This window comes from Ruegeria sp. AL12 (assembly GCF_056540885.1).
In genome coordinates, this window is record NZ_JBQFXN010000005.1 from 106,930 (window position 1) to 132,463 (window position 25,534).

The window sequence follows — 25,534 nt, forward strand, 5'->3', positions numbered from 1 at the left end:
ACCGATTGCGCAGGTATCTGACCATGGGGCGCGATCGGCGACACAAGTGGAAACACCCCCATGACTGCCAACAAACGTATTGTTCTTTCCAGCGATCACGCGGCAATCGAGCTGCGCCTGTCCGTGGCCAAACACATCGCGCAACAAGGTTGGGACGTGGTTGATATCGGCCCGACAACCCCGGAAAGCACCCATTACCCCAAGCACGGCAAGGCCGCGGCGCAGGTCGTTGCCTCGGGCGATTGCAGCTTGGGTATCGTCCTCTGCGGCACCGGACAGGGTATCATGATGGCTGCGAACAAAGTGCCCGGCATCCGCTGCGGCGTTTGTTCCGACACATTCTCGGCCCGCATGATCCGCCAGCACAACAACGCCAACATGCTGTCGATTGGCGCGCGGGTTGTCGGCGAAGGTCTGGCACTGGACATCGTTGACGCGTTTCTGGGTGCCGAATTCGAAGGCGGCCGCCACGCCACGCGCGTGGACATGATCGAAGCGCAGGACGACTGAGCCCAATCAATCGTTCAAACGCCTGAAAACATGGCGGACCCGGATCAGGAAATATTCCAGTCGTCCGGGTGTGCCACCTCTCCTATCGCGGTCCAGCTTGCCCGAATGCGGGCAATCCGAGTGTCGGACCAGGTCCGGAATACTGCGTCAAAACCCTCGGCGGTGATATGTTCGGCCTGAACCTCTGCGCGCAGCGCCGAGGACGTGTCGACATCCCACAGCGAGATCCCGATCTGCACCATGGGCGGGGTTCGAAATGCTTCTTTGAATCGAATGGGGGTGCGGCGTTCGCGCGGCCCCTGCCCGGTCCACATATCGCCGCCGTCGGCAAACTCCGAGAACAGGACATCTTCACCCTGCGCAATTCCAATAGGATGGGATAGGAACTTTTTCATCTTATCATCATTATTCTTGAATTCCCGCAACTTACCCCGGCATTTCGGCAAAAGCACGACAAAAAAACGGCCCCGCAATTGCGAGGCCGCTCAAATTTTTCACCAGTGGGCCCGTTACAGGCTCATATGCGTTCCAAGCGCTTCCATGTCGGCCAGCAGCTTGGCTGCATCGTCGACAATGGTCTGTTCGCCGTTTTCCTTCGCCACCTCGTGCGAGGCGCGCGCCTCGGCGATCAGCTCATCCAGATGCGCGCGGGTTACTTCCGCCACCGGGATGGCCTTTTCGGCCAGAACCGACAGGCTGTCGCCGTTGATCTGGGCAAACCCGCCGGTGACCAGGTATTCGCTGGACCCTTCGGGTGCCTCGACCTTGAGCAGACCGGGGCGCAGCGTGGTGATGGTGGGGGCATGATCGGGCATTGCCGTCATGTCCCCGTCCGCGCCGGGAATCTGGACCGCGCTCGCCTGAAGCGAAGCAAGGCTCCGCTCGGGGCTGACGAGGTCGAATTGCATCGTGTTTGCCATCAGGGATACTCCTTAGGCGGCTTCTGCGGCCATCTTCTCCGCTTTGGCGATCACTTCGTCGATGCCGCCAACCATCAGGAAGGCCGCTTCGGGCAGGTGATCGTATTCGCCGGCCACAACGGCCTTGAACGACGCGATGGTCACATCCAGAGGAACCTGAACGCCCGGCGAACCGGTAAAGACTTCGGCCACGTCGAACGGCTGCGACAGGAAGCGCTCGATCTTACGGGCACGTGCCACGGTCAGTTTGTCCTCTTCCGACAGTTCGTCCATGCCGAGGATGGCGATGATGTCCTGCAGCGACTTGTAGCGCTGGAGGATCTGCTGAACGTCGGTCGCAACCTTGTAGTGCTCTTCACCAACGATGGCCGGGTCGAGCAGACGCGAGGTCGAGTCGAGCGGGTCAACCGCAGGGTAGATACCCTTTTCCGAGATCGCACGGTTAAGAACGGTGGTCGCGTCCAAGTGAGCAAACGAGGTTGCCGGCGCAGGGTCGGTAAGGTCGTCCGCAGGCACGTAGATCGCCTGAACCGAGGTGATCGAGCCCGACTTGGTCGAGGTGATGCGTTCCTGCAGGGCGCCCATGTCGGTGGCCAGTGTCGGCTGATAACCCACCGCCGAAGGAATACGACCCAGCAGAGCCGAAACCTCAGAGCCCGCCTGCGTAAAGCGGAAGATGTTGTCGACGAAGAACAGAACGTCGGTACCGGACTGGTCGCGGAACTGTTCGGCCAGTGTCAGACCAGTCAGAGCAACACGTGCACGTGCTCCCGGAGGTTCGTTCATCTGACCGTAAACCAGGGCCACCTGCGATTCCGACAGGTTGTCCGGCTTAATAACGTTCGATTCGATCATCTCGTGGTACAGGTCGTTCCCTTCACGGGTACGTTCACCAACACCCGCGAACACCGAGAAGCCCGAGTGCACTTTTGCGATGTTGTTGATCAGTTCCATGATCAGAACGGTTTTGCCAACGCCGGCGCCGCCGAACAGGCCGATCTTACCGCCTTTGGCGTAAGGGGCCAGCAGGTCAACAACCTTGATGCCGGTCACCAGGATTTCCGACTCGGTCGACTGTTCGTCGAACGCAGGTGCGGGCTGGTGGATTGCGCGGGTTTCAGATGCAACGACGTCGCCCTTTTCGTCGATCGGCTCGCCGACAACGTTCAGGATACGGCCCAGGGTAGCATTGCCAACCGGAACCGAAATCGGTGCGCCTGTGTCGGTTACTTCCTCGCCACGGACCAGACCTTCGGTTGCGTCCATCGCGATGGTGCGGACAGTGTTTTCACCCAAGTGCTGAGCAACTTCCAACACCAGACGTTTGCCGTTGTTGGTGGTTTCCAGCGCGTTCAGAATTTCAGGCAGCTGATCTTCGAAGTGCACGTCGACGACGGCCCCGATGATCTGTGTGACTTTGCCTTTTGCATTCGCCATGTTTCGTCTCCGGTTTTCTTACAGCGCTTCGGCGCCGGAAATAATTTCAATCAGCTCGTTGGTGATCACGGCCTGACGCGAACGGTTGAACTGGATCGTCAGCTTGTCGATCATCTCGCCCGCGTTGCGTGTCGCGTTGTCCATCGCGGACATCCGTGCACCCTGTTCAGACGCCCCGTTTTCGAGCAGAGCCGAGAAGATCGCGGTCGCAACCCCCTTGGGCAGCAAATCGGCCAGAATGGCCTCTTCGCTGGGCTCGTAGTCGAATACCGCACCGCTGTCGTCACCCTCAGTTTCCTCGAACGAGGCGGGAATGACCTGCTGTGCCGTCGGGATCTGGGTCACAACGTTTACAAACTTCGAGTAGAAGATCGTGGCAACGTCGAACTCACCCCCGTCAAAGCGGGACAGGATGTCCTTCGCGATGTCCTGCGCGTTGGTGTAACCGATGCGCTTGACCTCGCTCAGGTCGATATGTCCAACGAACAGATCGCCAAAATCACGCTTGAGCGCGTCGCGACCTTTCTTGCCGACGGTCAAAACCTTGACTGTCTTGCCTTTCAGGCGCAGCTCTTCCGCTTTGACACGGGCCAGCTTGGCGATGTTCGAGTTGAAGCCGCCGCAAAGGCCGCGTTCAGCTGTCATGACAACCAGCAGATGGACATCATCACTGCCCGTACCACGGAGCAGCTTGGGGGCGCTGTCGCTGCCCCCGACCGAAGCCGCCAGCCCTGCCATCACGGCATTGAACCGTTCGGCATATGGACGCGAGGCTTCGGCAGATTCCTGGGCGCGGCGCAGTTTTGCAGCCGCGACCATCTGCATGGCCTTGGTGATCTTGCGGGTCGATTTGACCGACTCGATCCTGTTTTTAAGGTCCTTAAGATTTGGCATATGCCCGCCTCTCCCTTAAGCGAAGGTTGCGGCGTATTCGTCCAGCGCAGCCTTGATCTTGTCGGAAGCGTCACCCTTGATCTTGGGGTCTTCGTCCGTGATCCACTGAAGCAGATCCGCGTGCTTGCCACGCAGGTGTGCCAGCAGGCCAGCTTCGTAACGGCCAACGTCGGAAACATCGATCTTGTCGAGGTAACCGTTGGTACCTGCGAAGATGACGCAGACGATTTCAGCGTTGGTCAGCGGCGAGTACTGCGGCTGTTTCATCAGCTCGGTCAGACGCGCACCACGGTTCAGCAGCTGCTGGGTTGCGGCGTCGAGGTCGGAACCGAACTGCGCGAAGGCCGCCATTTCGCGGTACTGAGCCAGTTCCAGCTTAACCGGACCGGCAACCGACTTCATCGAGTTGGTCTGAGCCGAAGAGCCCACACGCGAAACCGACAGACCGGTGTTCACGGCAGGACGGATGCCCTGATAGAACAGTTCGGTTTCCAGGAAGATCTGGCCGTCGGTGATCGAGATCACGTTGGTCGGAATAAACGCCGAAACGTCACCACCTTGCGTTTCGATAACCGGCAGAGCGGTCAGCGAGCCCGCACCAAAGTCTTCGTTCAGCTTCGCCGAACGTTCCAGCAGACGGGAGTGGAGGTAGAAAACGTCGCCAGGATAGGCTTCACGTCCGGGCGGACGACGCAGCAGCAGCGACATCTGACGATAGGACACAGCCTGTTTCGACAGGTCATCATAGATGATCAGCGCGTGGCGGCCGTTGTCGCGGAAGTATTCGGCCATCGCAGTTGCGGCGTAGGGCGCCAGGAACTGCATCGGAGCCGGGTCCGAAGCGGTTGCGGCCACAACGATCGAGTATTCAATCGCACCGGATTCTTCCAGTTTCTTCACCAGCTGTGCAACGGTCGAACGCTTTTGACCGATCGCTACGTAAACGCAGTACAGTTTCTTCGACTCGTCGTCGCCTGCTGCGTCGTTGTAGGTTTTCTGGTTCAGGATTGCGTCCAGAGCAACGGCGGTTTTGCCGGTCTGACGGTCACCAATGATCAGCTCACGCTGGCCACGGCCGATCGGGATCATCGCGTCAACCGATTTCAGGCCGGTTGCCATCGGCTCGTGAACCGATTTACGCGGGATGATGCCGGGCGCTTTTACGTCTGCAACGCCACGCTTGGTTGCGTTGATCGGGCCTTTGCCGTCCAGCGGGTTGCCCAGACCGTCCACAACGCGGCCCAGCAGCTCGTCACCGATCGGAACGTCCACGATCGAGTTGGTGCGCTTGACGGTGTCACCTTCTTTGATGTCACGGTCGGAACCGAAGATAACGACACCGACGTTGTCGCTTTCCAGGTTCAGCGCCATGCCCATGATGCCGCCGGGGAATTCGACCATCTCACCGGCTTGCACATTGTCCAGACCGTATACACGGGCAATCCCGTCACCGACGCTCAGCACGCGACCGATCTCGGCCACTTCGGCTTCCTGACCAAAATTCTTGATCTGGTCCTTCAGGATTGCAGAAATCTCTGCAGCTTGGATTCCCATTTATCCGACCTCTTTCATTGCATTCTGTAGGGAGTTCAGCTTCGAACGGATCGAACTGTCGATCATTTTCGAGCCCACTTTAACGACAAGACCGCCGATGAGGCTTTCATCCACGGTCGCGTTGATTGTCACCGTCTTGCCCACGCGCTCGGACAGTGTCTTGGACAGTTTTTCCATCTGGGTCTTGGTCAGCGCCTTGGCCGAGGCAACCTCGGCGGTCACTTCGCCGCGCTCTTCGGCCAGCATGTCGCGCAGAACCTTCAGCAGTTGCGGCACGACGAACAGGCGGCGCTTTTGCGCCATCAGACCCAGCGTGTTGCGCAGGATGGGGTTCAGACCCATCTTGTCTGCGATCGCGGTGATCGCGCCTTCCTGTTCAGCGCGGGAAACCAGCGGCGATGCGATCAGGTCGCGCAGCTCTGCACTGTCGTCCAGCGCGGCTGCCAGATCATTGATGCCGGATTCCAGACCTGCAAGGTCGTTGTTCTCTTTTGCGATCTCGAAGATCGCGGTGGCATAGCGCTCGGCGATGCCAGTGGAAATCGAAGCTGGTTCGGACACGTCCACCCTTCCGATATTTTGGGCCCCGAATTCGCGTGCGGCAGCTACCCCGGGGGCGTGAAGAAACCCCGGCCAGACGGTCGGGGATCAAAATCACCGGGGATGTAGCAGAGCCGAACCAACCAAGCAATACGCTATAGCGGTAACAGATTTATCCACAAATTGTTATTTTTCATTAACTTACGGCAAGTGCGACGGTTTGAACACATTGGCCCAGTTGAAAAATGTTACGAATATGCAGGTTTTTGCGATTCCTGTGACTTTTTTTCCTCAAATTTTCGCATGGAATTGCAGGGGTCTCAGGCGGGCTTCAGCAAGCCGTCCAGTGCCTTGATCGGCTTTTTGACCGCGTCCTTGGTCACGCTGCCGCTTGGCGGGCGGATATGCTTGCTGACTTCGACCATCAGCACCCCACCGGCCATGACCGTCGGAATCCGCTGGCCGGTCTTTTCGATCAGGTTGCCGGATTTCAACCAGAATCGCCGGAACGACGGAGGCATGTACAAGGCCGAGCAATGCACCTCGGGCAGGAAGTGATGCGCCTTGAGCTGGTTTTCCAACTGAGTTGCCGAGTACGGGCGCCCGAACCCGAACGGGGTCTTGTCCGACCGTGACCACAGGCCCGCCCGGTTGGGTACTATGAAGACGGCCCGGCCACCGGGGCCCAGCACGCGCCAGCATTCGTCAAGCAACTGGTTTGGCCGTTCCGACGTTTCCAGCCCATGCATCACCACAAGCTTGTCCACGTGGCCGGTCTCGATCGGCCAGAGGGTTTCTTCGGTCAGGACCGAAACGTTGGGCATGCCTGCCGGCCATGGCATCACGCCCTGTGGCCCCGGCATCAACCCGATGACCCGGCGCGCATCCGACAGGTAAGGGCGCAGCAAAGGCACCGCAAAACCGAATCCCGCCACTGTCTGCCCTTTTGCTTCGGGCCAAAGCTCGATCAGACGCCCGCGAATAGCCGCCTGCGCCGCACGCCCCAATGTGCTGCGGTAATAGAAGTTCCTCAGATCCTGTACATCAAGATGCATTGCGGACATCCGGTCAATCGGCTTAGCTGGGCGCAGTCTAGCAATGAAAGGGCAAAAGGCCATGCCTCTTGAAATCGTTACAATCCCGTGCCTCAGCGACAATTACGCCTTTCTGGCGCATGACGCCGTCACTGGCCAGACCGCTCTGATCGACGCGCCCGAGGCCACACCGGTCCTGAAGGCGCTGGATGATCGGGGGTGGACACTGTCACATGTGCTGTTGACCCATCATCACTGGGATCACGTGGACGGGCTTGCGGGAATTTTGGCCAAACAGCCGGCAAAAGTCATCGGGGCCGCCGCTGACGCAAATCGCCTGCCGCCGCTGGATCAGCAAGTTACCGAGGGGGACAGTTTCGAGATCGGCGGCGAACCGGTTCAGGTTCTGGACGTTTCCGGGCATACGGATGGCCATATCGCGTTCTACATGCCTCAGAGTTCCGCCGTGTTCACCGCCGACAGCCTGATGGCGCTGGGTTGTGGGCGCCTGTTCGAGGGCACACCCGCGCAAATGTGGGCCTCTTTGAACAAACTGGCCGCCCTGCCGGACGACACTTTGGTCTGTTCAGGGCACGAATATACACAATCCAATGCCAAATTCGCGATTACAGTCGATCCCGAAAACCAGGCCCTGAAAGATCGCATTGCGGATATCGACCGCGCGCGTGCGGCCGGAAAAGCCACTGTTCCGTCCACTTTGGCCCTCGAAAAGGCCACAAATCCGTTTCTGCGGGCCACCGATCCGGCGATTCAGGCGAAATTGGGTATGGTGGGCGCTGACCCCGAGGCCGTTTTTGCCGAAATTCGGGCTAGAAAAGACCGGTTCTGATGCCTATTTGCTCCTCTTCAGGGCCACGGTCACAACAAATGTGACTGTCAAGTGAAAGAAAACCCTTGAAGCCGGGCCACGATCAACCAAACTCTAGTATTATGAGGACATGGTTGGGATGGGGTTCCGGCCAAGAAACCGCCCCCTTCTGACCCAAGACAGAGGAGCACCCGCGTGCCTTCATTCTCGAGCACATTGGAACAAGCCATCCACGCGGCCCTGGCGGCTGCAAATGAACGGCGCCATGAATTCGCAACGCTGGAGCATTTGCTGCTGGCCCTTCTGGAAGAACCCGATGCCGTGCGCGTCATGAAAGCGTGCAGTGTCGATCTGGACGAGTTGCGCAGCACTTTGGTGGAGTTCATCGACGAGGATCTTTCGAATCTGGTAACAGATATCGACGGATCCGAAGCCGTACCCACCGCAGCGTTCCAGCGCGTCATTCAGCGCGCCGCGATCCACGTGCAAAGCTCGGGCCGGACCGAAGTGACCGGCGCCAACGTTCTGGTCGCCATATTCGCCGAACGCGAAAGCAATGCCGCCTATTTCCTGCAAGAGCAGGACATGACCCGTTACGACGCGGTCAATTTCATCGCGCATGGCGTCGCCAAGGATCCTGCCTATGGCGAAAGCCGCTCGGTATCCGGTGCGGATCAGGTGGAAGAAGACGCCCAGACCGCATCCGGCGAAGCCGAACAGAAAGAAAGCGCGCTGGGAAAATACTGCGTGGATCTGAACGCCAAGGCTCGAGCTGGCGATGTCGATCCGCTGATCGGACGCTCGGATGAGGTGGAACGCTGCATCCAGGTGCTGTGCCGCCGCCGCAAGAACAACCCGCTGCTGGTGGGGGATCCGGGTGTGGGCAAGACCGCCATCGCAGAAGGCCTTGCGCACAAGATCGTCGGTGGCGAGGCCCCCGATGTGCTGGCCAATACCACGATCTATTCGTTGGACATGGGCGCGCTGCTGGCCGGAACCCGCTATCGCGGTGATTTCGAAGAACGTCTGAAAGCGGTTGTGACCGAACTGGAGGATCACCCGGACGCGGTGTTGTTCATCGACGAGATTCATACCGTGATCGGTGCCGGGGCGACCTCGGGCGGGGCTATGGATGCCTCGAACCTGCTGAAGCCTGCGCTTCAGGGCGGCAAACTGCGCACCATGGGCTCGACCACCTACAAAGAGTTCCGTCAGCACTTCGAAAAGGACCGAGCGCTGAGCCGCCGGTTCCAGAAGATCGACGTGAACGAACCTTCGGTGGAAGACAGCGTAAAGATTTTGCGCGGGCTGAAGCCTTATTTCGAAGAGCATCATGACATCAAATACACCGCCGATGCGATCAAGACGGCGGTCGAGCTGTCGGCGCGTTACATCAACGACCGCAAGCTGCCCGACAAGGCCATCGATGTGATCGACGAGGCCGGCGCGGCGCAGCATCTGGTCGCGGAAAGCAAGCGGCGCAAGACCATTGGCGTCAAAGAGATCGAGGCGGTTGTCGCTAAGATCGCGCGTATTCCGCCCAAGAACGTCACCAAGGATGATGCGTTGGTGCTGAAAGACCTCGAAGCATCGCTGAAACGGGTGGTGTTTGGTCAGGATCTGGCCATCGAGGCGCTGTCCAGTGCGATCAAACTGGCCCGTGCCGGTCTGCGCGAACCTGAAAAACCCATCGGCAACTATCTGTTTGCCGGTCCGACGGGGGTTGGCAAAACCGAGGTGGCGAAACAGCTGGCGGATACCTTGGGTGTAGAACTGCTGCGTTTCGACATGTCGGAATACATGGAGAAACATGCGGTTTCCCGCCTGATCGGTGCCCCTCCGGGCTATGTCGGGTTTGATCAGGGTGGTCTGCTGACCGACGGTGTCGACCAGCATCCGCATTGCGTATTGCTGCTGGACGAAATCGAAAAGGCCCACCCGGACGTGTTCAACATCCTGTTGCAGGTGATGGACCATGGCGAGCTGACCGATCACAACGGGCGCACGGTGAATTTCCGCAACGTGGTGCTGATCATGACCTCGAACGCGGGCGCGCAGGAACAGGCCAAGGCCGCCATCGGCTTCGGTCGCGATCGGCGCGAAGGCGAAGACACGGCCGCGATCGAGCGCATGTTCACACCGGAATTCCGCAACCGTCTGGATGCCGTGATCTCCTTCGCACCGCTGCCGAAAGAGGTCATTTTGCAGGTGGTCGAGAAATTCGTCCTACAGCTTGAGGCACAACTGCTGGATCGTGGCGTGACCATCGACCTGACCCCGAAAGCTGCCGAGTGGCTGGCCGACAAGGGATATGACGACAAGATGGGTGCACGCCCGCTGGGTCGTGTCATTCAGGAGCACATCAAGAAGCCGCTGGCCGAAGAGCTGTTGTTCGGCAAGCTGGCCAAGGGCGGCGTGGTGCGTGTCTCGGTCAAGAAAGGCGAACTGGATCTTGAAATTCTTGGCCCGGACCAACGGCGCATTTCAGGAGACAAGCCACCTCTGTTGACGGCAGACTGACCGGAAAACAGACAACTCCTTCAAAGCCCGGCGATCCCCATCGCCGGGCTTTTTAAGTGGCGGCACAATAAAATGCGACGGAAAAAGACGTCTGTTGCGTGTCATCTTCAATGATGAACGCAAGACAGGGATCGACACGTGAGCAAAATTTCAATCCTCTGGGGCGCCGCCTTTGCCCTATCCGCCGTTGCCGCTGTGGCAACTGCACAGCACAGGTTTCGCTATCACGACGAAACGACCGCAGAACCGTTGAGGTTGGTGCCCGCAACCGAAAACCCCGGGAAAAGCAGCGCCTCGGTGAAAGAAAAAGGCGGAAAAATCAAAGTGACGGGCAATGGTATTCCTGATCATCTGGTTGGCCGGTTTCCAAACCAAGGCAATCCGCACCAGATCGAACAGCAGAAGGTCAGGTTGAAATTGCCTGCAAATCCAACGGCCAAAGGTGCAATCACACCGCTGCAAATGGGGTGGAACTTTGGCGTGTCACTCAACGGGGTTGTGTTCGACCCGCTGGCGGCCGAGTTCTGGCATGGCGACCCCGGATCCGGGTGGTCCTACAATGCCTTGGGTGGCGCTGTTTCCTTGGGATTGGACGCCAATTTTGCCCATGTACAGCCGAATGGAAAATATCACTATCACGGTGTACCGACAGGGTTGGTCAAGCTGCTGGGATGGTCACCGTCCGAGCATTCACCTCTGATCGGCTATGCGGCAGATGGTTTCCCGATATATGCCGTCACTGGCGTCGTAGGGGGCAAAGTGACCGAAATGACGTCGTCCTATCGTCTGAAAACCGGCAACCGGCCGGGTGGCGCTGCGCCGGGCGGGCGGCATGACGGCACTTTCAACGAAGACTACGTTTTTGTTCAGGGTCACGGCAATTTGGACCAATGCAACGGCGCCTTCACCGTTTCAGCAGAATACCCTTCAGGAACCTATGCGTATTTTCTGACCGAGGATTACCCCGTGGTACCCCGGTGTTTCATGGGCACTCCGGATCAAAGCTTTCGCTTTGGCAGACGGTAATCGGTTTGACCCCATCACGCAGATTACCCAGGCAAGAGGCAAGGGTTTTGCTATCTTTCCGTGAGTTTCAGCTCGATCCGGCGATTCTGCGCCCGCGCCTCGGGCGTGTCAGCCGGATTGACCGGCTGGAACTCACCAAACCCGTTTGCCGCCAGACGATTGGGCGGGATGCCCAGCGCGTCGACCATATAGCGCACAACAGACAACGCGCGACCCTGGCTGAGTTCCCAGTTGTCCCGGTATCGGCCCGAACCTGCCAGCGGAACGTTGTCGGTATGGCCGTCGACCCGGATCACCCAGTTCAGACCGGGTGGAATTTCGGCGGCGACACTGCGCAGGATGTTGGCAACTTTCGCAACCTCCTGCTGCCCTTCCGCGGACAGCACGGCTGATCCTGTCGGAAACAAAACCTCGGACGAAAAGACAAAACGGTCGCCTTCAATCCGCACGCCTTCCTGATCGCCAAGGACATCCCGAAGACGTCCGAAAAATTCCGAACGATAGCGTTGCAGATCTTCCGCTTGCGCTGCCAGTTCCTCATTCTGACCGGCCAGTGCTTCGGCCTCGGCCTCGAGACGCAGGCGTTCGGCTTCTTCCAGCAGGCGGCGGCGGCGTTCTTCCGAAGCGGCACGGGCCAGCGCGGCATTCAGGTCCTGACCCAAAGTCTGGATTTGGATTTCGGCGGCCTCGTTGCGTTCTTCGAAATCATCCAGCAGGGCCTGGAAGGACCCCAACTGCCCGCGCAGGGCGGCAATCTGCTGGTTCAGCAAAGCCGCCTCACGCTGGGCCTCGGCTGAGATTTCTTTCTCTTCTGACAATGTCGATTCGGCCAGAGCCAGCAAGGCCTGCCGTTGTTCGGCCAAGGTGCGTTGTTCATCAGCATCCGCCTGCGCTTGCGTTTGCGCCTCCAGGGCGGCTTCAAGCTGGGCGCGCAATTCATCAGGATTCACGTCGCCGAATTGTCGCTCAAGCTCAGCCCGCGCGGCTTGCGCGGCGGCCAGAAGAGTCAGCGTGTCTTCGGCCTCTTTGCGTTGTGCCTCCAACGCGAGCGTCATGGCCGTCAGTTCGGCATCCGCATCCTGAAGACGGTTTCGCAATGCCTCGGCAGCAGCGGCTTCGACCAGGCGGGCGGCTTCTTCATCGCTCAGTTGCTGTTCAAGGGTGGCAATTTCCGCCGCGCGTTCCTTGCCGCTTTGCTCCAGATCCGCAACCATTGCTTCCAGCGCCTCGCGGCGGGCGGCTGCCAATCGGGCCGCTTCCGTCTGCGCATCGATTTCCTCGCGACTTTGTGCAAGGGCAAGGTTCAGCGCCTCTTGTTCCGTCAGCAATTGCTCGCGCTCAGTCTCAAGCGCTGCGATGTCGCCCAAAGCCTGTTCCTGCTCGGCAAGCAGCGCCGCAACCTGTGCTTCGAAATTCGTGATACGGGTCTGCGCCTGATCCAGCGCGGCGGCCTGACGGTCGCGTTCGGTGGTCAGTGAGGCGATCAGCGACTGCGCTTGCGCCAGATCGTCTTCGGCCTGCGACAGCGTCGTGTTCAACGCGCCCAGCCTAGCCTGCAAGCGGCTGTTTTCACGCTCTTCCAAACCCAGCGCGCCCGCAAGCGCAGCAACTTCGTCTGCCAGTGTCGTCAGTTCGTCTTCCTGCCCCGAAATAGTTTCGCGCAGAACAAACTGAATCACCATGAAAATGGTCAGAACGAATGTCAGCACCATCAACAGCCCGGTCATCGCGTCCACGAATCCGGGCCAGACCGAGCCCTGGAAGCGTTGACCGGTGCGGCGGGACAGCGCCATAGACTACTCTCCTTCCGGCGCGGTGCGCACCGCGCCCCGCGGCAGGGTCAGGGCCTTGACCAGCAGTTCTATATCCTTGCGGAATTCGTTCATGCTTTCCTGACGACCCGCCGAAATCTCTTCGAGAATGCGCAGCAACTGCACGTCCATCGAGCGCAGGCGCATCCGGCTTTCGGCATCGATGCCATCGCCTGCACCGTGTTCGCGCATGTGGTCAAGCAACGCATCCTGCCCCAGCGCAACACGCTCCAGAGCCGAAGTGACGCTTTCGGTATTGGCCTGGCGATTGTTCATCTCGGCAATCACATCGACCAGTTGCCCCAGCTTGGCCGAAACCTCGGCCCGCTCGCTTTCCTGAGCGGCAAACAGATCCTGCAACGCATCCATCTGTTCGGACATGGCATCCAGCACAGGTGTCAGTACGGCGATCTCTGCCCCGCCTTCTTCACCACCGGCGAATCCAACGCGGGTGATCGTGGACAGCCATTCTTCGAGCTCGCGATAAAAGCGGTTCTGCCCATGCCCGGCAAACACTTCGAGCAGACCAACGATCAGCGATCCCGCCAAGCCCAGCAGAGACGACCCGAACGCAACACCCATCCCCTGCAACTGCGCCTCGAGCCCCGTCATCAGGCGATTGAAAACGGCCAGCCCCTCTTCGCCTTCCTGCGGGTTCAGGCTGCGGATGGTGTCGACAATGGCTGGAACGGTTGTCGCCAGGCCAAAGAATGTACCCAGCAGACCCAAGTAGATCAGAACGTTGGTAATATAACGCGTGATTTCCCGTTCTTCTTCGACACGCTCGGCCACGGAATCCAGAATGGACCGGGTTGAGGTGGAACTGATCTGTGAGCGCGCGCCTCGCTCGCGCAGCAGCGAAGCCAAAGGCGCCAGCAATTGCGGTGTGCGCGCATCTTCGCGAACGACGCCCCCGACAAAGGCCTCGATCCAGCGCACAGACCCGATCAGTTGCGTGACCTGATAAAAACAAGCGAGGACGCCGATAAGAAATACGATCAGAATGAAACCATTCAGATACGGATTGGCATAGAAAACCGGCAATACGTAAGGCAGTGCCAGAAACACGCCCAGCCCGGACAAGCCGATCGCCATCAACATCAACAGAATTTGTCGAATGGGATGCGAGAAATGGGGTCTCGCGCCCTGATGTGCCTGCGCCATGCGCGTGGTTCCCGGTATTTGCCTGCTTTGCGTCGAATCTAGCGGGATTCCGCGCGTGACGCCAAGAGTTTATGCGGTGATGTCCCGCACCCGTTGCGCCAACCACTCAAGATCATGGTCACGCAGCCCGATCTCGGCCAGATGTTCTACGGTGTTGTAAAGATATTCGTCATTCGGACCGCGCCCGCCAACCGCATGGGCGATGATCCGGGCCTGTTCCTCCAACGGCATCCCGCCGCAATACTGAACGTGGTCGGCATCGATCACATAGGTAACGGCATTGACGATTTCGCCGTTTTCCAGGTGCACATCCAGCATACGTTCAACATAGGCCGAGGAAATCAGCTCGCGCTCGCGCAGCTCGTGCAGCGTACGGTCTTCGTGACCGGCCTCGACCGCAAGGGCCAAACCGGTGCAACTGGCGTTCTCCTGTTCGTCCAGTGCCAGCACCAGGCCGGGTTTTTCTTCGGTCCCGCGATGGTGGATCGAGCTCATGCAGAAGGACCGGGAATAACCATGAAGTGTCGCGCGTTCACTGCGTGCCACCGGAAAGCCCGGATTCCACAGCAGTGATCCATATCCGAATACCCACATCGTCATTGCACTGGTCCTTGCCTGTTTCGACCTATAAACATCAATTCCAAGGCGGGAAAAAGGGCCTTTCGGATGCGTCTGATACGAGTGTTGATTTTTGTTTCCCTGGCATGGAGCGCCTATTGGTTCGTGGCCGGATATGGCCTGCGCTCTGCGATCACTGGCTGGTTCGAACAGCAGGAGGCGCGCGGCTGGCAAGCGGATTTCTCGAATGTCGCAACGGCAGGCTATCCGACCCACCACATGACCCATCTTAACAATCCGGCGCTTGCGGATCCGGTGAACGGCACGGCATGGAGCGCGGATTGGATCGAATTCAAAAGCCCCGCCATCTGGCCCGGTCGTCAGGTATTGCGGTTCGCGGACACACCGCAACGCCTTTCGTATTTCGACCAGACGTCAACAATTGTGGCCGACGAGTTGCTTGCCGAGCTGCAATTGCAGCCCGGCGTCTCGCTCGTGCTGGAGAAAATGGCTTTGACGGCCGGAGCCTGGTCGGTGACGGAAAACTCCACCAAGCTGGCCTCGGGCGACACGCTGAGCCTGATCATGGAACAAACGCCAATTTCCCAAGCCTATTCCATCACGGCCCGCGCGGATGGGTTCACACCGGGGGAAAAACTGCGGGCCCTGATGCATTCCGCAAGTTCGTTACCGCAGAGCTTTGAGACGCTGGAACTGGATATGGTCACCACATTCGACAAGGTTTGGAGCCGGTCCGCCCTCGAAGACAGCCGTCCGCAGCCCGTGGCCATCGATCTGCGTCTGGCCGAGATCAAATGGGGTGAGCTGCGCCTGTTCGCGACCGGCGATCTGGACGTGGACGCCCAAGGTATCCCGACTGGAGAGATTGCCGTCAAAGCCGAAAACTGGCGGGATATGATCGCAATGGCAAACGCGGCAGGAGCCCTTCCTGATCAGGCCGTAGATCCCGTCACCCGAGGGCTGAACTTTCTGGCAGGGCTGGGCGGAAACCCCAACGCGCTGGATCTGCAACTGAATTTCCGCGATGGTTTCGTGGCGCTCGGGCCGCTGCCTTTGGGCCCTGCCCCGCGCCTGATCCTGCGTTAACGGCAGTAGGGTCCGCTGCGATAGCGGGCCGTATCAAGGTGGAAATGATCCTTGTGATAACGATCTGAATTTGGCCCCAGCACGGTGCCGAACGGACCGCACGCCCCGCGCCAGATTTTCTTGAGCTGTTTCTGAGACGGGTTCTTGCGCCACCCGTTCAGGACGGTCACCACCTCACCGTCGGCCATTTTGAAACCTGAGATATCGATCGCACGCCCCTTGCCGTGTTCGGATATCCGCGCGCCTTTGCGGTTGTTGCGGGTTCGGCAGGCATAATGGGCGGCGATTTGCAATTCGACCACGGGCCCGCGGCGTTTGAAGGTGGGTTTGACGGTCTTGTCGACCCACTTGTTCAACGCAATGGCGGTGCCACAATCCATAGTCGAGGGACGGCTGAGCGTCACACCCGAAACCGAGGTGATCTGCACCGCGTCCTTGACACCGCAGGCTGAATTCTTGCTGCCCACGCGGCCAACAGGCTTGCCCTGAATGGCAATATCCCCGCAAACAGACCCTTTGCGCAGCTTGCGCCTTTTGAACAACACCTGCTGTTCGACGGACTCGGGTCGCAAATAAGGCATCAAGGACGTGTCCGGCCCCAGAAGTGGCAGTTCCGACGGGCGCGCCGCCGCGGCGGTGACTTGCGGGGAAACCGGGCGCGAAACCGGACGCAGGTTGGCAGTGTCAGAGGGGGCAGGCGTGCTGACAGCCTTCTGAACAAGCGAGGGACGCATGAGAGGCACCAAAGACTGGTCAAGGGGCGCCGCCTGAACTGGCGCGGCACCCAAAGCCACGACCCCGATCAGAATATGCCCCCAGCGCAGTCTCATGAACTTGCCTTTCCCCGCCCAAAGTCCGGTGCATCCGTATCCTGCCCGGCATCGATGATGCCGCGACGAATAGCACGGGTGCGGGTGAAGTAGTCAAACAAATGATCGCCGTCCCCGGTGCGTATGGCGCGTTGCAGGGCAAAAAGCTCTTCGGTGAACCGGCCAAGGATTTCCAGCGTCGCATCCTTGTTGGACAGGAACACATCCCGCCACATGGTCGGGTCGGACGCGGCAATCCGGGTGAAGTCCCGGAAGCCGGCGGCCGAATATTTGATGACTTCGCTGTCGGTTACCCGTCGCAGATCGTCGGCCACGCCAACCATCGTGTAGGCAATCAGGTGCGGCGCATGGGACGTTACGGCGAGAACCAGATCGTGGTGATCCGCATCCATCTCATCGACATTCGACCCCATGCCCTCCCAAAGCGCGCGCAGACGGGCAATGGCATCCGGGTCCGACCCCTCGACCGGGACCAACAGGCACCAGCGATTGTCAAAGAGTTCGGCAAACCCGGATTCAGGGCCGGAATGCTCGGTCCCTGCCAAGGGATGCGCGGGAACGAAATGCACACCGTCGGGGATATGCGGTTGCACCGCCCGAATGACGCCCCGCTTGACCGAACCCACATCCGAAACGGTGGCACCGGGTTTCAGAACGGGTGCAATTTCTTCTGCAACCGCGCCCATAGCCCCCACAGGCACGCAGAGTACGACAAGATCGGCGCCTTCGACCGCCTCGCGTGCCGTGTCGCAAACACGGTCACACAATCCGATCCTGCGCGCGGCTTCACGGGACTTTTCAGACCGGGCATAACCCGTCACTTCCCCGGCCAGCCCTGCACGTTTCATCGCCCAGAACATGGACGAAGCAATCAGGCCCAGCCCGATCAGCGCAACGCGGTCGTAAATCTGGCTCATGCTGCGCCCTCTTTGAATGCAGTGATCGCCGCAACCACACGGCGGCAGGCTTCTTCGTCGCCCACGGTGATCCGCAAGGCGTTCGGCAGGTTGTAGCCTGCAACCCGCCGGACAATCAAACCCTGCGTTTTCAGGTAGTCATCGCAGGCCTCGGCCTCGGCCCGATCGGCGAAGCGCGCTAGGATGAAGTTGGTGCAAGACGGGTCCGACGGCACGCCTGTCCTGGCCAATTGATCGGCCAGCCACACACGAAGGCGCGCGTTTTCAGCCTGACAGAAGGTCAGGAATTCCACATCGTTTACCGCAGCTTCAGCCGCCGCCAATGCGGTCATTGACAGGTTGAAGGGCTGGCGCACCCGGTTCAGCACGTCGATGATCGGGCGGTGCGCATAGCCCCATCCGACACGCATACCGCCCAGCCCATACACTTTTGAGAAGGTGCGCGTCATGATCACATTCTCATGGGCGTCAACCAGCGACGCCCCGCCATCGAACGCCTCGACAAACTCCGCATAAGCGCCATCAAGAACCATCAGGCAGGCGTCGGGCAGACCCAACGCCAGACGTTCCAGTTCGTCGTTCGGGATCATGGTCGAAGTTGGATTGCCGGGGTTGGTGACAAACACGATCCGCGTCTGCCCCGTCACCGCGGCGAGAATGGCATCCACATCCACCCTGCGGTCACGTTCGGCCACCATGACCGGCGTCGCGCCGGCCATGCGGGCGATGATCGGGTACATGGAAAACCCGTGCTCGGTATAGATCACCTCGTCCCCCGGCCCCGCGTAGGCCTGGGCGACGAATTGCAATACCTCGTCGCTGCCGACACCACAGATGATCCGCGCCGGATCCAGCCCATGGCGTGCGCCGATGGCTGCGCGCAGGCTCGCGTGGTCGGTGCTGGGATAACGATGCAGAGTGGCCGCGCTGTCGCGCACCGCCTCTATGGCCTTGGGGCTGGGTCCAAACGGGTTCTCGTTCGAGCTCAGCTTGATCACATGCTCCACTCCTGCCACATGCGACTGGCCGCCCTGATACAGCGCGATGTCCATAATGCCGGGTTGTGGGGTGATCTTGGTCATGAGAGGCTCCGTTGAATGGGCCTCTCATACCTGTCTCAAAGGGTTGAGAAAAGCGGCAATTCCCTCATGCGGCCTTGAAGCGCGCTGTTGCCGGGTCCGCGTTGTAGTAAGGCGTGAATTCTTCGGTCCGGTGCGACAGGTCATTGACGCTGTCGATGATGAACTGAACCGTCTCTTCGCTCATCAGATATGAGAAATTCAGACGCACCCAGCCGGGTTTTTTCATTTCTTCCCCGGCGGACAAGGCAGCGTGCAGCGCCTCAGACGTTGTCCGATCGATCCCCAGCAAGTGGTGGGCGTAGGGTCCGGCACAGGCACAGCCGCCCCGTGCCTGAATGCCGTAGATATCGCTCAGCATCCGCGTGAACAGCTGCTGATGCACGGGCTGGCCCGCATTGTCGCGCACCAGGAAGGAAAAGATCGGCAGACGGTGCGCTTTCTCGACCCCAAGCAGGGTCAGGTTCGGGTTGTTTTGCCAGCCGTCCAGCGCCATTTGATTGTACTGCGCCTCACGCCGGGCGATTTCGTCCGTTCCGACGACATCCTTGACGATGAAGGCCAGCGCCGCACGAATGTCTCCGATCACGTTGGGCGTTCCGGCCTCTTCCCGGGTGGACAGATCGGTGCTGTAGTCATGCCGCCACGGTGACACGAAACTGACGGTTCCACCGCCGGGCCAGCTGGGGCACGTCCGTTTCACGGCCGATTGGTTCACAACCAAAACGCCTGACGCGCCCGGGCCACCGGGAAACTTGTGCGGCGAAACCACGATCGCATCCTTTCGGGCCCCTTCGGGCCCCATGTCCATCGGCAGGTAGGGCCCACCACCGGCATAGTCCCAAACGGCCAAGGCACCATACGCCTTGAGCATCCGCGTGACCGGATCAGGATCGGTGACAATGCCCGTTACGTTGGACGCGGCAGAAAACGATCCGACCACCAAATCGGCATCCACATGGGCCTCCAGAGCGGCTTTCAGCGCATGCAGGTCCACGCCACCGCCCTCGGCTTCGGGGATTTCGATGACACGTGCCTTGCTTTCGCGCCAGGGCAGAATGTTCGAGTGATGCTCGTACGGGCCGATCAAGACAATCGGCTGGTCAGCCTCTGCCACCCCTAGCAGGCTGACCAGCCGATTGAGCCCCGCAGTGGCGCCGGACCCGGTAAAGATCACCGCGTCCTCTTCCCGAGCACCAACAATGCGGGCTATTTCCGCCCGCGCTTCGCGGCGCAGACGTGTTATGTAGGACCCACAGTAGGAGGCCTCGGTGTGACTGTTTGCGTAAAACGGCAAAACGTCCTGCGCCACAAAATCCTCGACCTGCCGCAACGCGCGGCCCGAAGCGACGTAATCCGCATAGACAAGCGGCACGTCTCCAAGCAGACCCGGGATCAGAACGTTCTCGCCGATCAGCCCATCGCGCAGATTTGAATTGTGAGCGGTGGAACAGAGTTCCGCACGAAATTTGGACAGGGTCATGACATTGGCTCCTTACTGCCATACCAATGTGATATTTCTGACCCGAGTAAACTTCACATATCTTTGCGTGGATTTTAAAAAATTTGTGTCATATGATCAGTTATGACATCAAAAATAGATCAAATTGATACACGCATTCTGAAAGAGCTGCAAAAGGACGCCACCCTGTCACAGCGGGAATTGGCGGATCGGGTTGGCCTGTCCCAGAATGCCTGCTGGCGGCGCTTGAAGGCCCTGAACGAAAACGGTGTGCTGATCGGATCCACGGCCCGCATCGCACGAGAAGAACTGGGGTTGAGCCTTGTGGTCTTCGTCATGCTCCGCACCCGACACCACTCTGCCCAGTGGCTTCAGGCTTTTCGGAGCCATGTTCTGACAATCCCGGAAGTCGTGGATTTTCATCGGATCGGAGGGGATTACGACTATCAGCTGAAAGTCGTAACGCAGGACATGTCGTCATATGACAAGGTCTATCAACGATTGATCGAAAAGGTCGAGCTGGACAGCGTAACCTCGTATTTCGCGATGGAAGCGATCGCCGAAGGCAGGCCCCTGCCGATCTGACACGCACTTCATTTGCCCAAAAACATTTGCCCAAAAACACCCTAAGGAGTCGCGGGCAATGTCGCGATGACGGCTTCGCCATGGACAAACCATAAAAAAAGACCGCGCCAAAAGCGCGGCCTTTCAGAATTCGATTGCGGCGAAGATCAGTTCTTCGCGTAGAATTCGACGACCAGGTTCGGTTCCATGACGACCGGGTACGGCACATCGCTGAGGCCCGGCGCGCGCACGAACGTCGCGGTCATTTTCGAGTGGTCAGCGTCGATGTAGTCAGGAACGTCACGCTCGGCCAGCGCAGCGGCTTCCAGGACAACAGCCAGTTGCTTGGACTTGTCGCGCACCTCGATCACGTCGCCTTCTTTGACTCGGTAGGACGGGATGTTGACCCGCTTTCCGTTCACTTTGACGTGGCCGTGGTTCACGAACTGGCGTGCGGCAAAAACAGTTGCGACAAACTTGGCGCGGTAGACCACAGCGTCCAGGCGGCGCTCCAGCAGGCCGATCAGGTTCTCACCGGTGTCGCCCTTCACACGCTCGGCTTCGGCGTAGATGCGGCGGAACTGCTTCTCGGTCAGGTCGCCGTAATAGCCTTTCAGCTTCTGCTTGGCACGCAGTTGCAGACCGAAGTCCGACAGTTTGCCCTTGCGGCGCTGGCCGTGCTGGCCGGGGCCATATTCACGACGGTTGACCGGGGATTTCGGACGACCCCAGATGTTTTCGCCCATCCGGCGGTCGATTTTGTACTTGGCAGACGTGCGTTTGGTCACGGCTGATCTCCTTCGTTAGGTCGAAGCCCTGACGGGCCACTATGAAGGGCGTTGTCCTCTTGAGGTCTCCCCCATGACAGGCATCCCCTTGCGGGGGCCACCAACACCAATGAAGCCGCGCTTATATCCGCAATGCGCGCGGAGTCAACACAGCATTCCGCAAAGTTCAGAAAAACGATCAGGGCAGACAGCCAGCGAACCCGGCAGCGCGCCGAAACCGTCTGGCGGCACCTTGAAAACTTAGTTTGAGGTCGGGAAAGAAACGACCGTCGCGCTGCTTTTCGCGGCGGGGTTTGGGATCATCGCAAGCTCGGTCACTTCGACAATCCAGAACTCTTCGTCCCGTGGCGGGCAAGCGCCTTCGAACACGAGAGCCCGCGACGTATCGTTGCCATCGGCAACAAGCTTGGCAGAGAACTTCTGCGCACCATTGGTAAGGGTAAGGGTTCCGGCCACATGGCCTGGAATGTCACGGACAATTGGAAAGTGGCTGTTCACCTGGCTGGCAGCGCCCCCGACATTTCCTATTTTTCCGATGCTTTGCTCGGCAGCCTCGCTCATGACGATTGCTTGACCACGCCATGACCATGCCGATCCGATCGCCAAACAGGAAAGAGGAGCGTCTTCAAGCCCGTCAATTTCCGTCTGACACCAGGAAATAGCTATTTGACCGTTTGTTCCGGCTCTCATCTGCCCACTCGCACTTACAACACCCCAACACTTAATTTTATCCTTATCAGCACAAATTCCGGCGGAAAAGAGACAGAACTGCAGCAATCACAAGATTGTTGTTAATGTGACTCAATATTTGGCGCCATCCGTCAGGGGTGACGGCCCGTCGATGACGGTTGTGGTCAGCGATGGCCGAAACCGATGCCAGATATCAATTCCAATTCATCGGAGAGCGTGTGGAACGCTGTCCCGACAACTGCGGGTACAACGCTCAGAGCAATGGGGGCAGTGTTCCGGATTTCCGTCAGCCGCGCGCCCAAGAACGGTTTCCTGAGATAAGGCTCTCATCAAATCAGGCCGCAAAAACACGCGGGTCCTGAGCGTCAACGGGCTGAAGGGCCTTTGTTTGAGGCAAATTTCAAATGGCGAAAGAAATTCATCCACGTCACCCTCGGGGTGTCGGGATCACCGGTGCGCTACTGCCAACGGAAGCCTGACTTCGACAGTTGTCTTTGAACCCGCCCGGGATAGTCGGATACGATTGCGTCTACGCCCAGATCGATCATCCTGCCGATATCGTCATGTTCGTTGACTGTCCACACGACGACGCACAGGCCCAGCTCTTTTGCGCGCATGACATTTTCGGGCGTTACATCCGCAAAGTACGGGCACCAAAGCGAACCGCCAGCCTGCTTTACCAAGTTTGGAATTTCGTCGCGACGGCCACGAAAATCCGGGCAAACGGATTTTGAGGAATCCTCGCCAACATCGTCGGCATTGTCCGGAAGTTGCGTCAGGTAGGATGAAGGCATATCCGGGGCTTGCCTCTGACACTCCGCCAACAGGTTCCAATCAAAACTGTGAAGCACCGCGCGCGAAGATAACCCTTTGCCGCGAACATCCCGAAGTACTCGGCGGACAAAGTTCTCTCGGTACAGCGCATCATGGGCCAGGTCGGGGTCCGACTTCAGCTCGAGCATCAGATGGGCATCACGGTATTTCGGGTCATCGACCAAATCCAGCAGATCCAACAGCCTTGGAACACGAACATCGTCTATTTGCGCCTGATCCGGGAAACGTTGGCCATAGGCGGAATGCCCGTCCAGACGCCCGATATCGAATTGTCGTATCTGTTCGTAAGTCAGCGAGGATACTTTCGGCTCTTCCCCGGTCAGAAACAGGCCATTGCCATCGCGGAAACTGGCCGAATGCAGGCGATGATTGTGCGTAATGACCGGCACTTCGTCGGCTGTCAGGACAACGTCAAACTCAAGAAGCGGGACGCCGATGGAAAGTGAAAAGTCAAAGCCGATCATGCTGTTTTCAGGCAACACGCCCCGTGCCCCACGATGCCCCACGACCCGGATCAGGTTCTCCCCACCGCGAAAGGACTCAACCTGTTGAAACGCCATCAGCCTTCCAGCCTTTTGCCTGTCGCGTGGTCAAACAAATGCATGTTCTCCGGTGCCACCGAGAACCGCATAATCGGATGGCGACCTTCGATCGGGTGAACACCGGGAAGGCTTGCCGTGATCGCGCTTTCAGAGCCCGACAGGTGACCGTGCAGCAACGTGTTGGCCCCAAGCGGTTCAGCCATCTGAATCGCGGCTTCAAGCGGGCCATTGTCATCCAACAACAGGTGCTCTGGCCTTATGCCAAGCTTCACGGCGCAGTCCGGACCCCCAGAGGGGCCGACTTCGATTTCTCCGATCTTGACCGTCCCGTTTTCGCGGCGCGCTTCGAAAATGTTCATTGCCGGGCTGCCGATGAACTGCGCGGCAAACAGCGTCTGCGGAGTTTCATAGACCTCGAGCGGCGTGCCGATCTGTTCGGCGATGCCGCCGTTCATCACGATCATCCTGTCCGCCATTGTCATTGCTTCGACCTGATCATGCGTGACGTAAAGTGACGTGATCCCAAGTTTTTCCTGAAGCTCGCGTATTTCCAGACGCATCTGAACACGAAGCTTGGCATCCAGATTCGAGAGCGGCTCGTCAAACAGGAAAACAGCGGGCTCGCGGACAATGGCCCGGCCCATCGCGACCCTCTGGCGCTGACCGCCGGACAACTGCCTGGGCTTGCGATCCAGCAAAGGTTCAAGCTGCAACAGCTTCGCCGCCTGGGCCACCTTTTGATCGATCTGAGCCTTGAGCAGCCCCGCGATCTTCAGGCCATACCCCATGTTCTGACGCACGGACATATGTGGATAGAGCGCGTAGTTCTGGAACACCATGGCGATGTCGCGATCCATGGGCTCTTTGTCATTGGCGCGTTCGCCACCGATCCGGATTTCCCCGGACGTGACCGTTTCCAGCCCCGCCACCATCCGCAACAATGTGGACTTGCCGCAGCCTGACGGGCCGACGATCACGATGAACTCTCCATCGGCGATATCGACATCAACGCCGTGGATCACATCCGTCGGGCCAAAGCTCTTTTTGACATTCTCTAGAGTAACTGTTGCCATTTCTTACTTCTCGCTATCGACAAGGCCACGGACAAAGAGCTTTTGCATCGACACCACCACGATGACCGGCGGGATCATCGCCAGAATGGACGTCGCCATGATCGTCGGCCAATGCGCAAAGTCGTCACCGGACGGGAACATCTGCTTGATACCCATCACGATGGTATTCATTTCGGGATCGGTCGTGATCAGCAGCGGCCAAAGGTACTGGTTCCACCCATAGATGAACAGGATCACGAACAGTGCGGCGATGTTGGTCCGGCTCATGGGGACGACGATATCGATGAAGAACCGCATCGGTCGCGCGCCGTCGACCCGGGCTGCCTCGGCAAGCTCATCGGGGATGGTCAGAAAGAACTGGCGGAACAGGAAGGTTGCCGTGGCCGAGGCGATCAGGGGAAAGATCAGCCCGTAATAGCTGTTGAGCATGCCGAACCCGGCGACAACTTCGAACGTCGGAACGATGCGGACTTCGACCGGCAGCATCAGGGTCAGGAAGATCAGCCAGAAGAACGTCGTTCGCCCGGGAAAGCGGAAATAGACAATCGCGAAAGCCGACAGCAGAGAGATGATGATTTTGCCGACTGCAATTCCGATTGCCATCACCAGGCTGTTGAACAGCATCGTGGCAACGGGCACATTTACCCCCGAGAACAGCGCCGCCTTGTAGTTCACCCAGAACTGATCGCCGGGCACGACAGGCATCGGTGGCGAGACGATCTCGGCCTGGGTCACGGTCGAAGCCACGAAGGCAAGCCATATCGGGAAAAATATGATCAGGACACCGAGGATCATGAGGGCATGGGACAACCAGATGCCCGCGCCGCGTTTTTCGACCATTCCGTGTTGTT

General features: G+C 59.0%; 25 protein-coding genes. 6 read left to right on the forward strand and 19 right to left on the reverse strand.

All coding sequences use genetic code 11. The features are described 5' to 3' along the window. The first annotated feature begins 60 nt into the window (after nucleotides 1-60). On the forward strand, nucleotides 61-510 hold the full coding sequence (rpiB, locus tag ACR0C6_RS14280; RefSeq protein ID WP_170346044.1) for a ribose 5-phosphate isomerase B: 450 nt from the start codon (nucleotides 61-63) through the stop codon (nucleotides 508-510). A gap of 44 nt (nucleotides 511-554) precedes the next feature. On the opposite strand, the gene ACR0C6_RS14285 is transcribed toward rpiB, so the two are convergent. The 7 genes from ACR0C6_RS14285 to ACR0C6_RS14315 form a co-directional block, all read right to left on the reverse strand. Continuing rightward, on the reverse strand, nucleotides 555-905 hold the full coding sequence (locus tag ACR0C6_RS14285; protein ID WP_480619877.1) for an H-type lectin domain-containing protein: 351 nt from the start codon (nucleotides 903-905) through the stop codon (nucleotides 555-557). Nucleotides 906-1,019: 114 nt separating this feature from the next. Beyond that, a complete protein-coding gene (locus ACR0C6_RS14290) occupies nucleotides 1,020-1,430 on the reverse strand; it encodes a F0F1 ATP synthase subunit epsilon (protein ID WP_171168948.1) in 411 nt (136 codons plus the stop codon). Nucleotides 1,431-1,442: 12 nt separating this feature from the next. Further along, nucleotides 1,443-2,867, reverse strand: a complete 1,425-nt coding sequence (atpD, locus tag ACR0C6_RS14295; protein ID WP_480619879.1) for a F0F1 ATP synthase subunit beta — start codon at nucleotides 2,865-2,867, stop codon at nucleotides 1,443-1,445. Between the two features lie 18 nt (nucleotides 2,868-2,885). Then, a complete protein-coding gene (locus ACR0C6_RS14300) occupies nucleotides 2,886-3,761 on the reverse strand; it encodes a F0F1 ATP synthase subunit gamma (protein WP_155144879.1) in 876 nt (291 codons plus the stop codon). A 15-nt stretch (nucleotides 3,762-3,776) separates the two neighbouring features. Beyond that, nucleotides 3,777-5,315, reverse strand: a complete 1,539-nt coding sequence (atpA, locus tag ACR0C6_RS14305) for a F0F1 ATP synthase subunit alpha (RefSeq protein WP_152459013.1) — start codon at nucleotides 5,313-5,315, stop codon at nucleotides 3,777-3,779. Continuing rightward, on the reverse strand, nucleotides 5,316-5,876 hold the full coding sequence (locus ACR0C6_RS14310; RefSeq protein ID WP_171118817.1) for a F0F1 ATP synthase subunit delta: 561 nt from the start codon (nucleotides 5,874-5,876) through the stop codon (nucleotides 5,316-5,318). Between the two features lie 299 nt (nucleotides 5,877-6,175). Beyond that, nucleotides 6,176-6,910 carry a class I SAM-dependent methyltransferase gene (locus ACR0C6_RS14315; protein ID WP_152459015.1) on the reverse strand — a complete coding sequence of 245 codons (735 nt, stop codon included), beginning with the start codon at nucleotides 6,908-6,910 and terminating at the stop codon, nucleotides 6,176-6,178. A gap of 61 nt (nucleotides 6,911-6,971) precedes the next feature. On the opposite strand from ACR0C6_RS14315, the gene gloB reads away from it, so the two are divergent. From gloB to ACR0C6_RS14330, 3 genes are all read left to right on the forward strand, one after another. Next, complete coding sequence (gloB, locus tag ACR0C6_RS14320; protein WP_480446070.1) at nucleotides 6,972-7,739, forward strand: hydroxyacylglutathione hydrolase; 768 nt, start codon at nucleotides 6,972-6,974, stop codon at nucleotides 7,737-7,739. A gap of 174 nt (nucleotides 7,740-7,913) precedes the next feature. Then, nucleotides 7,914-10,238 carry an ATP-dependent Clp protease ATP-binding subunit ClpA gene (gene clpA, locus ACR0C6_RS14325; protein WP_171118822.1) on the forward strand — a complete coding sequence of 775 codons (2,325 nt, stop codon included), beginning with the start codon at nucleotides 7,914-7,916 and terminating at the stop codon, nucleotides 10,236-10,238. Nucleotides 10,239-10,376: 138 nt separating this feature from the next. Then, complete coding sequence (locus ACR0C6_RS14330; protein WP_171725840.1) at nucleotides 10,377-11,264, forward strand: YHYH protein; 888 nt, start codon at nucleotides 10,377-10,379, stop codon at nucleotides 11,262-11,264. Nucleotides 11,265-11,314: 50 nt separating this feature from the next. Here ACR0C6_RS14330 and ACR0C6_RS14335 read toward each other — a convergent pair whose 3' ends face one another. The 3 genes from ACR0C6_RS14335 to ACR0C6_RS14345 all read right to left on the reverse strand — a co-directional run bounded on the left by ACR0C6_RS14335 (nucleotide 11,315) and on the right by ACR0C6_RS14345 (nucleotide 14,839). Further along, nucleotides 11,315-13,057: a peptidoglycan -binding protein gene (locus tag ACR0C6_RS14335; protein WP_480619881.1), complete on the reverse strand. Its 1,743-nt coding sequence runs from the start codon at nucleotides 13,055-13,057 to the stop codon at nucleotides 11,315-11,317. Nucleotides 13,058-13,060: 3 nt separating this feature from the next. Continuing rightward, nucleotides 13,061-14,239 carry a biopolymer transporter ExbB gene (locus ACR0C6_RS14340; protein ID WP_480619883.1) on the reverse strand — a complete coding sequence of 393 codons (1,179 nt, stop codon included), beginning with the start codon at nucleotides 14,237-14,239 and terminating at the stop codon, nucleotides 13,061-13,063. A 69-nt stretch (nucleotides 14,240-14,308) separates the two neighbouring features. After that, nucleotides 14,309-14,839 carry a gamma-glutamylcyclotransferase gene (locus ACR0C6_RS14345; RefSeq protein ID WP_152459021.1) on the reverse strand — a complete coding sequence of 177 codons (531 nt, stop codon included), beginning with the start codon at nucleotides 14,837-14,839 and terminating at the stop codon, nucleotides 14,309-14,311. Between the two features lie 66 nt (nucleotides 14,840-14,905). Between ACR0C6_RS14345 and ACR0C6_RS14350 the strand changes: the two genes are divergently transcribed. Continuing rightward, nucleotides 14,906-15,904, forward strand: coding sequence for a DUF2125 domain-containing protein (locus ACR0C6_RS14350; RefSeq protein WP_480619885.1), 999 nt, complete (start codon nucleotides 14,906-14,908; stop codon nucleotides 15,902-15,904). Here the strand turns inward: ACR0C6_RS14350 and ACR0C6_RS14355 are convergent. The 4 genes from ACR0C6_RS14355 to ACR0C6_RS14370 all read right to left on the reverse strand — a co-directional run bounded on the left by ACR0C6_RS14355 (nucleotide 15,901) and on the right by ACR0C6_RS14370 (nucleotide 20,213). After that, nucleotides 15,901-16,734 carry an extensin-like domain-containing protein gene (locus ACR0C6_RS14355; protein WP_480619887.1) on the reverse strand — a complete coding sequence of 278 codons (834 nt, stop codon included), beginning with the start codon at nucleotides 16,732-16,734 and terminating at the stop codon, nucleotides 15,901-15,903. The two genes, ACR0C6_RS14350 and ACR0C6_RS14355, sit on opposite strands and share 4 nt — an antisense overlap. Then, the gene (locus ACR0C6_RS14360) at nucleotides 16,731-17,651 is read right to left on the reverse strand and encodes a prephenate/arogenate dehydrogenase family protein (protein WP_171229017.1); all 921 of its coding nucleotides are present in this window, start codon (nucleotides 17,649-17,651) and stop codon (nucleotides 16,731-16,733) included. Before ACR0C6_RS14360 ends, ACR0C6_RS14355 begins: the two co-directional genes overlap by 4 nt. Further along, a complete protein-coding gene (gene hisC / locus ACR0C6_RS14365) occupies nucleotides 17,648-18,733 on the reverse strand; it encodes a histidinol-phosphate transaminase (protein WP_480619889.1) in 1,086 nt (361 codons plus the stop codon). Before hisC ends, ACR0C6_RS14360 begins: the two co-directional genes overlap by 4 nt. 64 nt (nucleotides 18,734-18,797) lie before the next feature. Continuing rightward, the gene (locus ACR0C6_RS14370) at nucleotides 18,798-20,213 is read right to left on the reverse strand and encodes an aminotransferase class V-fold PLP-dependent enzyme (protein ID WP_480446075.1); all 1,416 of its coding nucleotides are present in this window, start codon (nucleotides 20,211-20,213) and stop codon (nucleotides 18,798-18,800) included. 102 nt (nucleotides 20,214-20,315) lie between these two features. Here ACR0C6_RS14370 and ACR0C6_RS14375 point away from each other — a divergent pair, with 102 nt between their 5' ends. Continuing rightward, nucleotides 20,316-20,777: an Lrp/AsnC family transcriptional regulator gene (locus tag ACR0C6_RS14375; RefSeq protein ID WP_152459027.1), complete on the forward strand. Its 462-nt coding sequence runs from the start codon at nucleotides 20,316-20,318 to the stop codon at nucleotides 20,775-20,777. Between the two features lie 146 nt (nucleotides 20,778-20,923). Here ACR0C6_RS14375 and rpsD read toward each other — a convergent pair whose 3' ends face one another. The 5 genes from rpsD to ugpE all read right to left on the reverse strand — a co-directional run bounded on the left by rpsD (nucleotide 20,924) and on the right by ugpE (nucleotide 25,523). Beyond that, nucleotides 20,924-21,544 carry a 30S ribosomal protein S4 gene (gene rpsD / locus ACR0C6_RS14380; protein ID WP_171725844.1) on the reverse strand — a complete coding sequence of 207 codons (621 nt, stop codon included), beginning with the start codon at nucleotides 21,542-21,544 and terminating at the stop codon, nucleotides 20,924-20,926. Nucleotides 21,545-21,784: 240 nt separating this feature from the next. Next, on the reverse strand, nucleotides 21,785-22,105 hold the full coding sequence (locus tag ACR0C6_RS14385) for a hypothetical protein (RefSeq protein ID WP_480619892.1): 321 nt from the start codon (nucleotides 22,103-22,105) through the stop codon (nucleotides 21,785-21,787). A gap of 587 nt (nucleotides 22,106-22,692) precedes the next feature. After that, a complete protein-coding gene (locus tag ACR0C6_RS14390; protein WP_480619894.1) occupies nucleotides 22,693-23,628 on the reverse strand; it encodes a glycerophosphodiester phosphodiesterase family protein in 936 nt (311 codons plus the stop codon). Then, nucleotides 23,628-24,683, reverse strand: a complete 1,056-nt coding sequence (gene ugpC / locus ACR0C6_RS14395) for a sn-glycerol-3-phosphate ABC transporter ATP-binding protein UgpC (RefSeq protein ID WP_480619896.1) — start codon at nucleotides 24,681-24,683, stop codon at nucleotides 23,628-23,630. The genes ACR0C6_RS14390 and ugpC overlap by 1 nt, the downstream gene beginning before the upstream one ends. A gap of 3 nt (nucleotides 24,684-24,686) precedes the next feature. Continuing rightward, nucleotides 24,687-25,523 (reverse strand): sn-glycerol-3-phosphate ABC transporter permease UgpE, encoded by an 837-nt coding sequence (ugpE, locus tag ACR0C6_RS14400; protein WP_152459916.1) that lies wholly within the window; start codon nucleotides 25,521-25,523, stop codon nucleotides 24,687-24,689. Nucleotides 25,524-25,534 lie beyond the last annotated feature (11 nt).